Source organism: Collinsella aerofaciens, assembly GCF_001404695.1.
GTDB lineage: Bacteria > Actinomycetota > Coriobacteriia > Coriobacteriales > Coriobacteriaceae > Collinsella > Collinsella aerofaciens_E.
Genome location: NZ_CZAQ01000027.1, coordinates 19,442 through 34,011, shown reverse-complemented (window position 1 = coordinate 34,011; position 14,570 = coordinate 19,442). Strand labels below are relative to the sequence as shown.

Here is a 14,570-nt window from a genome sequence, read left to right as displayed (position 1 = left end):
TGTTAGCGTCAATCTAATTTTCACCAGTTTCACCAATCAAACGCGCCGTTCGCGCAAAGGCGGCTTCACCGCTTGCGCTAACGTATTTTCACCGATTCCGGTCACGCCTTGACGGGTCCGTCCCTCGGCAGGTCCTTCAGCCTGTAGGACCTGCCCGTTATCTTGACCAGGTGGCAGTGGTGGCACACCCTGTCCGCGATCGCGCTCGCCGCCACGTCGTCCCCGAACACCCTGCCCCAGCCGCTGATCCCCACGTTGGTGGTGATGATCGTCGAGCGCTGCTCGTAGCGCGTCGATATCAGCTGGAACAGCAGGTCCGCACCCGCGCTGCCGACGTCGAGGTAGCCGAGCTCGTCGATGATCAGCAGCCTCGAGTGGGCGTAGTACTTGAGCCTCTTCTTGAGGATGCCGCGCGACGAGGCGTCCTCCAGGTCCTCGACGAGCCGGGCGCAGTCCACGAACCTGACCTCGCGCCCCGCCCTGACCGCCTCGATGCCCAGCGCGACGGCGAGGTGCGTCTTGCCCACGCCGGGGCTTCCCACGAACAGGACGTTCTCGGCCCGCTCCACGAACCTGAGGGTCGCGAGCTCCTCGATCTCGGCGCGCGGGACCGACGGCTGGAAGTCCCAGTCGAAGTCCGCCAGCCCCTTGACGTAGGGGAACCCCGACGACCGTATGCGCTGGTTGGTGATCCTGACCTCCCGGGCGGCGACCTCGACGCGCGTCATCTCCTCGAGGGCGGAGGCGAAGCCCCGCTCGCCCGCGGCGACCATCCTCACGTAGTCGGGCAGGGACGCCGCCATCTCGTGCAGCCCGAGCGCGGAGAGGTTCGCCTGCGCCCTGATCGAGGGGCTGCCCTCCGCGACGGCACCCATCACGCCCCTCCGAGCGAGTCGAGCAGCGCGAGGTTGGCGCGCGCGGCCTCGGCGATGTCCGCGTCGGCCAGGCCCCGCTTCCCCTCGAGGGCCTGCTCGTAGTGGTCGGGGTCGTAGTTGATGGGCCTCGACGGCCCGGACGCGGCGTCGTGGACGGCGACCTCCTCGCCGGCCATCCTCACCACGACCTGACCGCCGGGCATCGCTATGACGCTCACGCGCCGGCCGATGCAGCGCCTGGGCACGGACCACTCCCTGCCGGCGGCCCTGACGAGCATGGTCGGCGGGACGGTCTGGACGCTCACGTCGCCCACCATCGACTCGAGGAGCCGGAGGTTCCCGATGGGACGCAGGCTCTCCTTCTCCCGCATGAACAGCGCGTCGGGCGGCAGGCCGGTGGTGCGGTTCGGCTCCGAGTTGGCCTGGGCCTCGACCCGGGCAACCGCCTCGGCGAGGCCGCCCCACCCGGTGAACTCGCCGCCGTAGGCGAGCAGGCGGTTCAGAAAGCGGTTGGCCGACTCGTCCTTGCCCTTGGTCTGCGGCGAGCGCGGCGCGCAGAGCCTGAGCTCGAAGCCGGCCTCCCGCGCGAACCGCCACGCCCTCTCCTGCCTGGTCCTCCTGCGGCCCGAGACGGTCACCAGGCACGACATGTTGTCCGTGATGCATTCCTCCGGGACGCCGCCGAGGCGGGTGAAGGTGGCGAGCAGGCAGGACAGCAGGTCGTCGAGCGTGCGGCTCCTGACCGGTATGAAGCGGTGCTTCCGGGAGTAGCCGAGCGTCGCGGTGAACACGCTGAACTCGAAGACCTCGCCCTCCGAGTCGACGAGCCTCATGCCCTCCTTCCAGTCGAACTGCAGCTGCCTGCCCGGGGGCGTCTCGAACCGCGGGTGCGGCTCGCGGCCGCCCGCGCCCCCGAAGGGCACGTCGCGCGCCCGGCACCACGCGGTGAAGGCGCCGTACCCGGGCAGCCCCTCCCCGCGGCCCTCGCGCAGGAACGCGTAGACGGCCATCTTGGTCATCCCGGGCAGCTGGGCCTTCGCGCGGATCTCCTCCTCGAGCGGGTCGAAAGCGCTGCCCCTCGCGGACCTCCCGTCGACGGCGGCCTCGCCCTCCCTCCAGTACTTGGCGACCGTGTGCCGGTCCATGCCGTGCCTCCTCGCGATCTCGCTGAAGTTCGGCTTGGCGCCGGACCCCCTGTAGACGTTGAGCTCTCCCATTACGTTTCGCTCCATATCCCGCTCCTCCCGGGTCGGATACCCGATCGGAGCATAGTTCCGTTTGCGCAGTTGGTGAAAGTACGTTAGCGGGGTCGGCGAAAGCGCGTTGGCGCATTCGGCGAGATACGTTTGCGAAAGTGGTTGGTTTTAGATTAGCGCTAACAGCCTCTTGTTGTAGACGACCTCGAGGCCCTCCTCGCGCATCACGCGGGCCACGCGCTTCTCGCTGGCGCGGACGCCCTCGCGGCGCAGGCGCGCCCAGACGGTGCGGTACCCCCAGCACCCCGAGCCCTCGCGGAAGATGCGCACCACGCGGTCGCGTATATCGGCGTCGCGGTCGCGCGGCGCGGCGACGCGGGGCCTCCAGTACTCATAGGAGCTCTTCGATATCCTCAAGAAACCTGTGATCGAGCGGAGGGGCAGGGCGGTCGCCCGCCTCAATCTCTCGCCGAGCTCGCACTTGCTCCTGTTCGAGATCGAAGCCGGGTCCCACCCTTCCGCTTTTAGGTCGGCCAACACCGCCCTGAGCAGCAGGTTCTCTATCTGGTCCTCGTTGAGCCCGGCGAGCGGGCCGGTCGCGGGCGGGGCGTAGATCGACTTGTCGGGGCCCAAGCTGGCCTCCTTCCGTGGCGGTTTCCTCGCCACGATTCTACAGCCCCCGCCGGTGTAGCTGCGCGGGAGGTGCCCCGTCGCCCACTTCTTGGCCGCGCTCACCGTGACCCCCGCGAACTCAGCGGCGGCGGTGGGCCCCATGCCGTCCTCCGTCGCCAGGAGGAAGAGCTCGACCTTCTCCCTGCTGTACATGCGAACCTCCAGTCCGGACCGCCCCGCGGTCCAACTTTCTGTCCGCACCCCCTAAACAGTCCCTATTTCACCGCAACTAATAAAGAGGACGGATTAGATGGCCGAGTCTTTGGGCAGCTCAAAGTAATCGGGATGTAAGGCGATAACCGGGCCCTGCTCCTCGGGCATCAGGTGCAAGTGCGTCTCGGCCAGATAGCTCGCCGTGTCGGTATCGCCCCTCTTAATGGCCTCGAGAATCCGGCGATGCTGCCCACGGATCGGCTCCCAATCCAGATCCTGCGACACCATACGCAACCAGTTGTATCGCTCAAAATGCGTGTTGACGCTCTTCATCCAATCCCACAACATGTGGCGGCCGGCAATCTCAAAACACGTCTCATGGAACAGGTTGTCCAGATCAAAAAAACGACGCGTTTCGCTGTGGTCGAGCGACTCGGACTCGGCAAGAATCTGCTCGAGCCGATGCTTTTGCTCGGGCGTGGCGACAGAGCAGCATTTAATGAGCACACTTCTCTCGAGTTTCTCGCGCAAGAAACAGGCGTTCTCGGCGCGCTCCATGCTGATTTTTGAGACATAGGTGCCGCTTTTGGGACGCGTTTCCACCAGCTCCTGCTCACGTAGACGCACAAAGGACTCGCGAATGGGCGTGCGCCCGATTCCCGTCTCCTTTTCCAGACCAATCGCCGAAAGACGTGTGCCGGGTTTGAGCTCGGCATAGATGATCTTGGAGCGCAATGCGTTGTATGCCTGATCTTGCAGGCTCTGATAATGCTGGTGCTGTTCCATAAAGCCCTCGGATAAAGCCCACGGTTGTCGAATATCACCACGTAATACTATCGCATCCCCCATACCCTCAGTTACGGTGAAATAAGGGCCGCTGGCACCCATGCACAACTTAGGCGGCTTTGACGTGACCAGACGTGACCACCGCTATCTCGGCGCTGATCTTAGGCAACGTCGCCGGCATCGCCAGTAAGTTGTTCACCCGGCACTTTGCGCGCGCCGCGTTTGAAAAGTAGCACTACGCGCGGGGCCAACGGGCAGCCCGTGCCCACTTGTCTCTCGAGCTTGCCCTCCTCGATCAGGACAATCGAGCCGCCCGCGCAGCAGTGCGAGTTCACCGTTTACCTTTTAAAAGTGAACGTTCACCTATTTTTCGGAGAATGGGAGGGTTTATTACCCTACTTCACATATACTGAGCTTGTACGAAAAGCAAGACTTATATAGATGAACGTTTCTTTTGGAAGGATTGCTATGTCTGATCTTATGGACAGCTTCCGCCTGGACGGCAAGGTCGCGCTCGTGACCGGCGCCACCTATGGCATCGGCATGGCCATTGCCGAGGCGCTCGGAGAGGCAGGCGCCAAGATTGCCTTTAACGCCCGTCACGCCGACAAGGTTGCCGAAGCCGAGAAGCACTACCGCGAGCTGGGCTTTGATGCTCACGGCTATGTTGCCGACGTCACCGATGAGGCCGCCGTCGCCGAGCTCATCGCCAAGATCGAAGCCGATTTTGGCACCACGCCCGACATCCTCGTCAACAATGCCGGCGTCATCCAGCGCACGCCGATGCTCGACATGAGCGCCGAGGACTTCCGTCGCGTCGTCGACATTGACCTCAATGCGCCGTTTATCGTGTCCAAGGCCTGCCTGCCGGGCATGATCGCCAAGGGCCACGGCAAGATCATCAATATCTGCTCCATGATGAGCGAGCTCGGCCGCGAGACCATCGCCGGCTATGCCGCCGCCAAGGGCGGACTCAAGATGCTCACCAAGAACATCTGCTCCGAGTTTGGCGAGGCCAATATCCAGTGCAACGGCATTGGGCCCGGCTACATCGCCACGCCGCAGACCGCGCCGCTGCGCGAGACGCAGCCCGATGGCAGCCGTCACCCGTTCGACCAGTTCATCATTGCCAAGACGCCGGCAGCCCGTTGGGGCACGCCCGAGGACCTGAAGGGCCCCGCCGTGTTCCTGGCTTCCGACGCATCGAACTTCGTCAACGGGCACATTCTATACGTGGACGGCGGCATTCTCGCGTACATCGGCAAACAGCCGCAATAAGAAAACTGGGCAAGGCGGTCGGCAGTTAAGTCTGCTGCTCGGACAGTCCTGCGCAAGACGGAAAGCACATTAAGTGCTTTCCTTTGCGTGCGGAACTCGCGACAGACTTAACTGCCGACCGCCCGCATAGCTCATCGCGGGTTGGCTTTGCCGCCGCCCGCGCACAGAAACAAAAAACTGGAAGATTAAGTTGAAAGGTTAACTCAAATGAAGATCGCTCTAATCAACGAGAATTCTCAGAACTCCAAGAACCCTATGATCGAGGCTGCCCTTAAGAAGGTTGTCGAGCCCATGGGGCACACCGTCTTTAACTATGGCATGTATGCCGACGCCGACTCCAAGCCCCTCACCTACGTGCAGAACGGCATCCTTGCCGCCGTGCTGCTCAACTCCGGCGCTGCCGACTACGTCGTGACCGGCTGCGGCACCGGCGAGGGCGCCATGCTCGCCTGCAACTCCTTCCCCGGCGTGCTGTGCGGCCATGTTGCCGACCCGCTGGATGCCTACACCTTTGCCCAGGTCAACGATGGCAACGCCGTCGCCATGCCCTTCGCCCTCAAGAACGGCTGGGGCCAGGAGCTCAACCTCGAGTACACCTTCGAGAAGCTCTTTGGCTTTGGTTCGGGCAACGGCTACCCCGCCGAGCGCGTTGAGCCCGAGCAGCGCAACAAGAAGATCCTCGACGGCGTGCGCGCTGTGACCATGCGTCCGCTCGTCGACGTCCTGGGCGAGATCGATCAGGATCTGGTGAAGGACGCCCTCGCTGGTGAGCACTTCCAGGAGTACTTCTTTGCCAACGCCACCGACGAGGCCATCATCGCCAAGGTCAAGGAGATCTTGGGCCTGTAATAAGGCCCACGGGGCGCACCGACCCCCAACAAACCGCCAGACAAAAGGCGCCGCGACGATCCATGTGTCGCGGCGCCTTTTTAGATTGGCTATCGCTTGAGTCACCGCAAGGCGGCCGCTCCCCTATTTGCCAGGAGCCTACAGCTCGCAGGCGATTCTATAGCCGTCACCGATGGCATCGCGGATGTTGCCGCACTTCTGGGCATCGCCCAGCACGTGGGTGGCAACGCCGGCAGCGGCAAGGTCATCGGCCAACTTGGTGTTGGGACGATAGCCCATGGCAAGCACCAGCGTATCGGCATCGGCGATGGTGTGGACCTCGCCGTCCTTCTCGTAGCTGATAGCGTCCTCAGTAATCTCGGTCACCTTGGCCTCGGTCAGCACGTGAACACCCTTGGAGAGCATGCGCGTGATGAGCACCGCGCGGCCGGCGCCGCCCTCGTTGGCGGCGAGCGTCTTGGTCATCTCGATGACGGTGACATCGCGATTGGCAGGCGACAGGTCGTTGACCAACGGGGCCAGGTAATCGGCCGTCTCGCAGCCGACGGTGCCGCCGCCCACAATGACGATCTTCTTACCCGGGAAAGCCCTGCCACCCAGCAGGTCATCAGCCGTCATAACCTGCTTAAAGCCCTGCATGAAGGCCGGAGCGATGGGCTCGGCGCCATAAGCCAGGACAACCTCGTAACCCGCGTAGTCACGCTGAATGTCCTCGGCCGTGAGCTCGGTACCAAAGACGCACGTAACGCCGGCCTCGGCCAAGCGACGGTACTGATACTTGATCACGCGGGTGAGCTCCTGCTTTGCCGGCGGAACGGCTGCGATGCGCATCTCGCCGCCCGGCTCGTCCTGTTTATCCACGAGTACTACGTTATGGCCACGCTTGGCGGCAATGTAGGCTGCCTCCATGCCCGCAGGACCGGCACCCACAACCAGCACGTTCTTAGCCTCGGCGGCAGGCTCGTAGCCAGCCTCGTCACGCTCAACATCGGGGTTGACGGTGCAGGAGATGCGCTTGCCGAACATGATGCCGTTCAGGCAGCGCAGGCAACCGATGCAGGGGCGGATGTCGTCGGCGTTGCCGGCAGCAGCCTTGTTGCAGAACTCGGCATCGCACAGATTGGCGCGGCCCATCATGCAAATGTCGGCAGCGCCGTCCTCGATCAGCTCCTCGGCGATCCATGCCTCGTTAATGCGGCCGACTGTGGCAACGGGAATGTTGACGTGCTTTTTGATCTCGCGCGAGCAGGCGGCGTGCGAAGCCTGCTGCGTGCCGGCGGCGGGAATGGCGGAACCGCGCTTGATGGTGGTGCCGCCCGACACATGAATCATGTCGACGCCGGCCTTCTCCAGGCGACGCGAGACATAGATCATGTCGTTGAGGGTCAGGCCGCCATCGGTGTACTCGTCGCCCGAGATACGGACGTCGATGATAAAGTCCTTGCCGCAGCACTCGCGAATCTCGGCGATGACCTCGAGCAAGAAGCGCATGCGGGCGTCGAGCGAGCCACCGTACTCGTCGGTGCGCTTGTTATAGAGCGGGGTCAAAAAGCCGCCGAGCATGCCGTGGGCGTGTGCCGCATGGACCTCGACGCCGTCGACACCGGCCTTCTGCATGCGCACGGCAGCGTCACCGAACTGATGCATGAGCTCGTGGATCTCATCGACCGTGATGGGGCGCGGCGCCTCGCGGGCATAGGACGGGCCTACAAAGGACGGAGCGATCAGGCGCGGCGTGCCCGGAATGTTAAAGGCCATGTAGGCGGGATGGAAGAGCTGCGGCATGATCTTGCAGCCATACTCGTGGACGGCTGCGGCGAGCTTTTCCCAGCCGGGGATAAACGTGTCGTCGTAGCAGCACATGTCACCTGGCAGATAGGTATAGGTGGGCTCGACCGTCACGACCTCGGTAATGATGAGGCCCACGCCGCCCTTGGCGCGGGCACGGTAATGATCGACCAAGTCGTCGGTCACATAGCCGTGATCGGCCAGGTTGGTAGATACCGGCGGCATAAAGACGCGGTTCTTGACCTCGGTCGTACCGACCTTGATCGGGCTAAAGAGCATCGGGTAGGCGGAGGACTCCATACAAGGTTCCTTTCGTTTGAGCCGCTCGGCGGCAGTTGCTAACGTACTTATCGTATCAGGAACCGCCGTATCCGCACTCGCTCGCACTCCTCACCTTCAATCCCGACCCTCACAAAAAAGTTGCGGTGGAATACGGAGTAGATGAGGCCTTTGACAGCCAAAACAGTCCGTATTCCACCGCAACTGATGGATGGGATGGGTTAGAGGCCCAGGTAGCTGGTCATGCCTTCGACGGCGAGCTTGGCGCCGGCTACGGCATGGACCACGGTGAGCGGGCCGTTGACCACGTCGCCGGCGGCAAAGACGCCCGGCACGGTGGTCATGCCGCGTTCATCGACCGAAAGCAGACCGCGATGGTCGGTCTCCAGACCGCCCGTCGTAAGCACCAGCTTGTCCTTAGGCACTTGCGAGGCCGCAATCACAACCGTGTCGGCGGGCACATGGTCAAGTTCTTCCTCGTAGCCCACCACGTTGTCGTCCTCGTCAAAGATAGCCGTCTCGAACACCGGACCGTTATCGTCGATGGCGCAGATCGCCTTGCCGCGCACGATCTCGGCACCGTCAAGCTCGGTCAGCTCCACCTCGTCATCGATGGCCGAGATATGGCGCGATCGGGCATACACGGTAACCTTGCGAGCGCCCGAGCGCAGGGCCGTACGGGCAACATCCATGGCCACGTTGCCAGCGCCGATAACCGCCACGTTCTGACCGATCGCCACGCTCGTGGGATCGACCAGGTAATCGATACCAAACAGTACGTTGCCACGCGACTCGCCGGGAATACCCAGCTTGCGGGCGCGCCAGGTACCGGTACCGACAAAGACCGCATCGTAGCCGTCGCGCAGCAGGTCGTCGATATGCAGCGCGCCGCCAATGGTGGTCGAGGGACGGACGCGCACGCCAAGCGAGCACATCACGTGACGGTACTTTTGCACGAGAGCACGGGGCAGGCGAAACTCGGGGATGCCGTACTCCAGCACGCCGCCGATCTCGGGGCGCTGTTCAAACACCGTGACGGCACAGCCCAGCTGGGCCATCTTAATGGCCACGGTAATGCCGGCAGGACCGGAACCGACCACGGCAACCTGCTTGCCGCACGACGGCGCAGGCTTCCACTCCCTACGATCCAAATACGCAGTCGAGATATAGTTCTCGATGCTCGAGAAGTGCACCGGCGCACCCTTGCGGCCCTGGATGCACGCGCCCTCGCACTGACCCGAATGGTTGCAGATCATGGAGCAGACCGCGCTCATGGGGTTGTTCTGGAACAGCAGCTCACCTGCCTCTTCCAGACGACGCTGCTTGAACAAATCAATGACCTGCGGAATAGGCGTCTGCACAGGGCAGCCTTTAAGCTGGCAGAACGCCCTTTTGCAACCTAGGCAGCGGTTCGCTTCCTCAACAATATGAATAGCCATCGGTTCCTCTCCTGGACCTCTACGACAATCTCTTTCGCCAACCTGCTTCGTTACAGAATCACGTGCTCGCACATCACGCTGCGGCCCATGCGCAGCAACTCGTCGCGCGAACGCTCGACCGTGGACGGCGTGCTGTTCTCGATAACGGTCATAATGCCCGGTCGCGCGGCCGCGGCCCAGGCGGCAATGGCCTCAAAATCAAAGTTTCCGCACGCACAAGCGCCGTGGCATACCAAACGAGAGCCCGAGCCATCACACCAGCCATCCTGGTCCTCGTTGTCTACGATCTCGTAGTCCTTCGCATGCAGCACGCGAATCTTGCTGCCGCACAGGTGCAACATACGCGACACCTGCTCGGAAGCCTCACCGACAATCGTGGGATGCAGCAACGACACCGGATCGTAGATCACGCCGAGTGCGGCGCTCGAAACGCGCTCCAGAACCTCGCGGCAGCGCTCGGGCGTATTGACGATCTCGTTCCAGCCGGGCTCGATCAGAAGCTCGCCGCCCTCCTTTTCGGCCATCGAGCACACGCGTGCGAGTCCTTTGCAAAACGTATCGAGCGCAGCGGGCGAAAAGCGGTCATCGGTCATCTTGTTCTGCGCGTTGGGGCGCCCCGTCTCGGTCCCCACCGGACAGCCCCCAAGCCAGCGCGCGAACCTCAGGCACGCCTCATACTCGGCATAGGTATCGACCAGCTGATTCTGATCGGGCGTGGCCAGGTTTTTGTAGCAGCCGAGCACCGCCACCTGCACGCCGCTGGCGTCGAGCTCCTCGCGCAGATGGTCGGCGAGTTCGTGCGTAAGGCCGGAACGGTTAATGCCAAAGGACTTGTAGAGCACTTTGCTCGGCAGCTGAATGCACGAGAAACCCAGTTTGCCCGCCATGCGAACGCGCTCCTCGACCGTGCCCTCGGGCAGGTCGTGCAGGCGCACGCCGACGCTCAACGCGCCTTTCGACTGCGCCATGCCTAGGCCTCCTTGCACGCATTGATGCCCGGCGTGTAGCCACCAAACGGGTCGTCGATGGAACACACGCCCGAGGGGGCGAGCGGGTCGCGCTTGCCGGCCAGTTTGTCGTGGTGCATGGTCTCGATGTAGGCGAGCACCAGCGGCGCCACGCCCTTTGCGTCGTTTTTGACGACGGGCTCGCTCATGTAGTAGCCAAACGTGCCCTCGCGGTGCGCGGTGTTGCCAAGACCCGCCACCAGGCAGATGTTGTCGAGCGCCAGCTGTCCGTCGCGCTCGGACAGGCACGTGTCGCAGATGCCGTCAAACGCACGGCGGCCGTACTGGTAGTAGCGCTCGCCCAGCACGCCCAGGCGCACGCCCTTCATGATGGCGTTGGCAAAGATGGCGCTGCCCGACTCCTCCAGATAGTTGGGGGCGATATTGGGCAGGTTGATGACCTGGTGCCACATGCCGGTCTTCTCGTCCTGATACGGCAGCATGGCGTCAATCAGGTCGTGGAACATCTTGCGGATCTCGTCCTTCTCGGCCGACATCGAGGGCGGCATGAGTTCCCAGGTATCGATGAGCGCCATGGCGAACCAGCCCTCGGCGCGCAGCCAGAAGTTGGCCGAAAGGCCGGTGACGGGATCGCACCAGAACTGCTTGCGGCTCGCGTCGTAGGCGTGATAGTACAGACCGTTGAGGGGGTTGCGCATCAGGTCATGCACGACCTGGAACATATGGAAGCTATCCGAGCAGGCACGGCGGTTGTGGAAGCTCAGCTCGTACTGCATGTAGAACGGCTGCGCCATGTACATGCCGTCGAGCCAGATCTGGTTGGGATAGACGGCCTTGTGCCAAAACACACCCTCTTTGGTACGCGGCTGGGTCTCGAGCTGGCGATAGATCGTGTCCATGGCGGCACGGTACTTGGGCTTGCCCACCAGGTCATAGAGTTTGTAGAGGGTTTTGCCCGCGTTGACGTTGTCGAGGTTGTACTCCTGGGGATCGTAATGCTTGATGGTGCCGTCATCCTGGACAAAGAAGTCGATATAGTCGTCGGCGAAGGTCAGATAACGCTGCTCGCCGGTGATCTCGTACAGCTCGATGAGCGCCTTGATCATGCAGCCGTCAATGTAATTCCAGGTGTTCTCCTTGCCGGCGCGAAGCTTTTCGATGTTCCAGGCCGGCGCCTGAGGCGTAGAGGTCTCGATCAACTGCTCGATATAACGGTCCAGAATCTGATTGCAACCCATTGCTGTCCCCTCTGACGTTATTGATGGGTGAACGTTTCCCCTAGTGTAACGCGAACGGGGATTATAGGGTGAACGTTAACCCTATAATCCCCGTGAACGGCAAACTTTTAACGGCAAACGGCGGTGAGGCCCGCAGCGATGCGATGCGCCAGGCGCTCATAGCCGGCAGGGCTGTAATGCAGACCGTCCGGCATGTAGAGCTCGCGGTGCTCCGGCAAAAACGGGCTGACGCCGCTTTGCGCATACAGGTCGATCACCGGCACCGAGTAGCGATCGCAGACCTCCAGCATCGCGCGCACATAGGCGTCTTGCGTCAGGCCCAGATGGTTGGCCTCGTTACTTGCCGGAATATCCTTCTCGTGTTTGCCGCTCGTCTTGCACGGCGTCATAAGCACCAGCTTTGCCTGAGGCGAGCGCGCCGTGATGGTGCGGATCAGGTAGTCGAGCGCACCGTAGAACTCGTGCACGTCCGTGCTGCCCAGCTCTCCCAGCGGCACGTTACGGCTAAAGTCGTTAACGCCGCCAAAGACGATGCAGATATCTGCCGTGTGATCGATGCCGTCCAAGCGCTCGACAAACGAATCGCTACGGTCGGCCTTGACGGCAATACGCGAACCCTTAATACCAAAGTTCTCGATCGTAGCGCCGCCCAGCAGCGCACCCAGGTGCGAGGTCCAGGAGATGTCGTTACCTCCCCCGCCGCATCCGTTATCGCCCCAGGTGGTCGAATCGCCAAAGCAGCAGATGGTCGATTCGCTCAAGTTTTTCGTTTCCATATTCTTCTCCTCACCCGCACACCGGCGGTCATACAGGTACATACCGTTCATTCGCAACATCCGAGGGGCTATGCGTGGGCGCATTCCGCAACTTGCGAATCGAGCCATTCGATATCCTCGGCAAGATGCGCCACGCCCAGGTGGTGTCCACCCGGGCAGACCTCGTGCAGAAGGTTTTCGTCCTTGCCCAGCAGCGCGTAGGCGTCGCGAACGATATCGAGCTGCTCGTCTACGTTCGCAAGCCCGCGGGCGCCGTTGAGATGGTCTTTCTCGCAGCTCTGAACCAAGAGCGGCCGTGGCGCGACAAGCGATGCAATGTCGCCCATGTCGAGCAGACGCCAGAGTCCAGGCGTGTAATTGCAGCTGCAATTGCCGTTGAGGTGCAGTAGCGAATCATCAACGCCGTACAGATAGCCCGAGACAAACGCCTTGCGCACGCGCGGGTCGAGCGCGGACAGGTACAACGTCATGTAACCGCCGCCCGAAAAACCAAAGCAGCCCAGATCGTCCATGGCAATGTCACCGCGTGTCTCCAAGTAATCAATCAAGCGCATGTTGTCCCAGGCGTTGAGGCCCGCGACCGAAAGACCCAGCGGCTCGGCCATACGTGCTTGATTCAGACACGTACCGCGCAGGTAGCTGTTCTCGTCGTCGCCCTGACCCTTCCAGTCACGACGGTATCCCCAGCCACGCGCATCGGGGCAGACGGTCACGTAACCCATGCGCGCCAAACGCAGACCGTAGTCGTAATTGAACTTACGCACGGCATCGTCGACCGCCGGCACGCCCGCAACGCCGGCTATGCTTGCGGCACCCGCCCCCTGGTGACCATGCGGGCAGATATAGCAACGCTTGAGTCCCCGCTCGTCAAGCTTGGGGCAGGACGGCTCCAACAAGTAAAACGGCATCCACACATCGTGCTCAACCTGCAACACCGCATGAGTACGCACGATGTTGCCGGCAACCCGCACGCGATTGAGCTCACGAATCTCAATCGGGGCGCGGTCCATAAGCGAAAGACCCAAAATATCGTGCAGACGAGTCCTGGTCGCAGCCTTCCATGCCTCAAAGTCTGTGGGAGTCTTGCCCGTAAATGCGGCCGAGCGCCCCTCGCGCTTCAGTCGGGCGCGCAGCGCAGGTTCGTCCTCGTAGTACGTCTCGATGTGCACGGTGCGGCCATTGGCAGATAGCCCGGCCGTCTCTACCGCATCACCGTCGCCGCCCTCGGGATCCCAACCATCCGTGCCGGCAAGCACTCGGTCACGCGTATAGCGTTCGGAATCCTGACCGGTCAGGCAATGCGCCCACGGCACCCAAGCGGCAGTATCACCCGCCGGGCCAAACAGGGTACCGCCGGCATACAGGGTGCCGTCATGTGCCGCTGGCTTATTCCAATCCCACCAACCCTCGAGTGAAATATGGGGGCCCAGCCAGCATTCGAGCAAAACGGTCTGGGCCCACTCGCGCCATGGACGACCCAGATAGACCGATCCGGGGGCAATGCCCTCATCGGCTGTAAACGAACAGCCATGAAACACAAATCCGTATGGCTCGCCCTGAGGCGTGGAGGCTGCCGTTACATACCCGTTGACATCCATATCGCGGTTGAGCGAGCGAATCTCACACCCCTCAAAGTAGGCACGCGCGCCGCCAAAGATAAAGTCGACATCGCCCTCGATCCGGCAACGTCGAAAATACTGCCGCCCCACCCGGCGCGGGGCAAACTGCTTGGGGCCTATAAAGCCGCCCGGCTTGGCCTCGCGCGGCGGCAGCGGCCCCAAAAAGAGCGTGTCCTGGTGTCCCTTAATGCAGCAGGCATCGACAACCAGGCGGTCACCATCGACATACAGGGCAATCGCCTGACCGACCTCGCGCCCATCACCGGCGTTGTTTTCGATTGTTAGACCCGCAAGCGTCACGTCGTCGGCATCGACCAGCACCGTGTACGTACGGAAGGTGCCGAGTCTTCCATCCTGGCCGCTACCGTCTTCCGAAGGCATCTTGGCACCCAGGCCTCCCACGATACGCACGCTGTCGGCCGTCTCGCCCTCGAGCGTCACATGCGGACGACGAATTTCGACCCGTTCGCGGTACTCACCCGGCGCCACCAGCACGCGCACCGGCACGGTCGCATCGGGCACACACCGCTCCGCCGCCTCGAGCGCCGCCGAAATGCTGCGATACGCGCCTTCGCGTTCGAGCGATACCTCAAAGAGCTGTTCTTTACCACTCATCTGTCATTACGCTTTCTGTCACAGAACACCCACCATGCA

Annotated in this window: 12 protein-coding genes; 2 read left to right on the top strand and 10 right to left on the bottom strand. The window is 62.4% G+C overall.

From position 1 onward, the window contains the following. Window positions 1-101: 101 nt before the first annotated feature. The 4 genes from istB to AQ996_RS07365 all read right to left on the bottom strand — a co-directional run bounded on the left by istB (window position 102) and on the right by AQ996_RS07365 (window position 3,682). The gene (gene istB, locus AQ996_RS07380; RefSeq protein ID WP_055252271.1) at window positions 102-875 is read right to left on the bottom strand and encodes an IS21-like element helper ATPase IstB; all 774 of its coding nucleotides are present in this window, start codon (window positions 873-875) and stop codon (window positions 102-104) included. After that, a complete protein-coding gene (istA, locus tag AQ996_RS07375) occupies window positions 875-2,107 on the bottom strand; it encodes an IS21 family transposase (RefSeq protein ID WP_055252270.1) in 1,233 nt (410 codons plus the stop codon). The genes istB and istA overlap by 1 nt, the downstream gene beginning before the upstream one ends. A gap of 132 nt (window positions 2,108-2,239) precedes the next feature. Then, a complete protein-coding gene (locus tag AQ996_RS07370) occupies window positions 2,240-2,896 on the bottom strand; it encodes an IS3 family transposase (protein ID WP_055252269.1) in 657 nt (218 codons plus the stop codon). Window positions 2,897-2,989: 93 nt separating this feature from the next. Then, complete coding sequence (locus AQ996_RS07365) at window positions 2,990-3,682, bottom strand: GntR family transcriptional regulator (RefSeq protein ID WP_055252268.1); 693 nt, start codon at window positions 3,680-3,682, stop codon at window positions 2,990-2,992. A 468-nt stretch (window positions 3,683-4,150) separates the two neighbouring features. Here AQ996_RS07365 and AQ996_RS07360 point away from each other — a divergent pair, with 468 nt between their 5' ends. Both AQ996_RS07360 and AQ996_RS07355 read left to right on the top strand, forming a co-directional pair. Continuing rightward, window positions 4,151-4,960, top strand: a complete 810-nt coding sequence (locus AQ996_RS07360) for a gluconate 5-dehydrogenase (RefSeq protein ID WP_055252267.1) — start codon at window positions 4,151-4,153, stop codon at window positions 4,958-4,960. A 207-nt stretch (window positions 4,961-5,167) separates the two neighbouring features. Beyond that, window positions 5,168-5,809 carry an RpiB/LacA/LacB family sugar-phosphate isomerase gene (locus tag AQ996_RS07355; RefSeq protein ID WP_055252266.1) on the top strand — a complete coding sequence of 214 codons (642 nt, stop codon included), beginning with the start codon at window positions 5,168-5,170 and terminating at the stop codon, window positions 5,807-5,809. Window positions 5,810-5,947: 138 nt separating this feature from the next. Here the strand turns inward: AQ996_RS07355 and AQ996_RS07350 are convergent, their stop codons facing one another. The 6 genes from AQ996_RS07350 to AQ996_RS09940 all read right to left on the bottom strand — a co-directional run bounded on the left by AQ996_RS07350 (window position 5,948) and on the right by AQ996_RS09940 (window position 14,531). Then, window positions 5,948-7,897, bottom strand: coding sequence for an NAD(P)/FAD-dependent oxidoreductase (locus tag AQ996_RS07350; protein WP_055252265.1), 1,950 nt, complete (start codon window positions 7,895-7,897; stop codon window positions 5,948-5,950). A gap of 200 nt (window positions 7,898-8,097) precedes the next feature. Next, a complete protein-coding gene (locus AQ996_RS07345; RefSeq protein WP_055252264.1) occupies window positions 8,098-9,315 on the bottom strand; it encodes an FAD-dependent oxidoreductase in 1,218 nt (405 codons plus the stop codon). Between the two features lie 50 nt (window positions 9,316-9,365). Continuing rightward, window positions 9,366-10,283: a sugar phosphate isomerase/epimerase family protein gene (locus tag AQ996_RS07340; protein WP_055252263.1), complete on the bottom strand. Its 918-nt coding sequence runs from the start codon at window positions 10,281-10,283 to the stop codon at window positions 9,366-9,368. 2 nt (window positions 10,284-10,285) lie between these two features. Further along, window positions 10,286-11,521 carry a glycoside hydrolase family 88/105 protein gene (locus tag AQ996_RS07335; RefSeq protein ID WP_055252262.1) on the bottom strand — a complete coding sequence of 412 codons (1,236 nt, stop codon included), beginning with the start codon at window positions 11,519-11,521 and terminating at the stop codon, window positions 10,286-10,288. A 107-nt stretch (window positions 11,522-11,628) separates the two neighbouring features. Beyond that, window positions 11,629-12,297: an SGNH/GDSL hydrolase family protein gene (locus tag AQ996_RS07330; RefSeq protein ID WP_253274623.1), complete on the bottom strand. Its 669-nt coding sequence runs from the start codon at window positions 12,295-12,297 to the stop codon at window positions 11,629-11,631. 68 nt (window positions 12,298-12,365) lie between these two features. Next, window positions 12,366-14,531: a pectinesterase family protein gene (locus AQ996_RS09940; protein WP_172674631.1), complete on the bottom strand. Its 2,166-nt coding sequence runs from the start codon at window positions 14,529-14,531 to the stop codon at window positions 12,366-12,368. Window positions 14,532-14,570 lie beyond the last annotated feature (39 nt).

Excerpts from the sequence above, each read along its gene's own strand:
- AQ996_RS07355 (WP_055252266.1), top strand. The coding sequence starts at position 5,168 with ATGAAGATCGCTCTAATCAACGAGAATTCTCAGAACTCCAAGAACCCT.
- istA (WP_055252270.1), bottom strand. The coding sequence starts at position 2,107 with ATGGAGCGAAACGTAATGGGAGAGCTCAACGTCTACAGGGGGTCCGGC.
- AQ996_RS09940 (WP_172674631.1), bottom strand. The coding sequence starts at position 14,531 with ATGAGTGGTAAAGAACAGCTCTTTGAGGTATCGCTCGAACGCGAAGGC.
- AQ996_RS07340 (WP_055252263.1), bottom strand. The coding sequence starts at position 10,283 with ATGGCGCAGTCGAAAGGCGCGTTGAGCGTCGGCGTGCGCCTGCACGAC.
- istB (WP_055252271.1), bottom strand. The coding sequence starts at position 875 with ATGGGTGCCGTCGCGGAGGGCAGCCCCTCGATCAGGGCGCAGGCGAAC.
- AQ996_RS07330 (WP_253274623.1), bottom strand. The coding sequence starts at position 12,297 with ATGGAAACGAAAAACTTGAGCGAATCGACCATCTGCTGCTTTGGCGAT.
- AQ996_RS07350 (WP_055252265.1), bottom strand. The coding sequence starts at position 7,897 with ATGGAGTCCTCCGCCTACCCGATGCTCTTTAGCCCGATCAAGGTCGGT.
- AQ996_RS07365 (WP_055252268.1), bottom strand. The coding sequence starts at position 3,682 with ATGGAACAGCACCAGCATTATCAGAGCCTGCAAGATCAGGCATACAAC.
- AQ996_RS07345 (WP_055252264.1), bottom strand. The coding sequence starts at position 9,315 with ATGGCTATTCATATTGTTGAGGAAGCGAACCGCTGCCTAGGTTGCAAA.
- AQ996_RS07335 (WP_055252262.1), bottom strand. The coding sequence starts at position 11,521 with ATGGGTTGCAATCAGATTCTGGACCGTTATATCGAGCAGTTGATCGAG.
- AQ996_RS07370 (WP_055252269.1), bottom strand. The coding sequence starts at position 2,896 with ATGTACAGCAGGGAGAAGGTCGAGCTCTTCCTCCTGGCGACGGAGGAC.
- AQ996_RS07360 (WP_055252267.1), top strand. The coding sequence starts at position 4,151 with ATGTCTGATCTTATGGACAGCTTCCGCCTGGACGGCAAGGTCGCGCTC.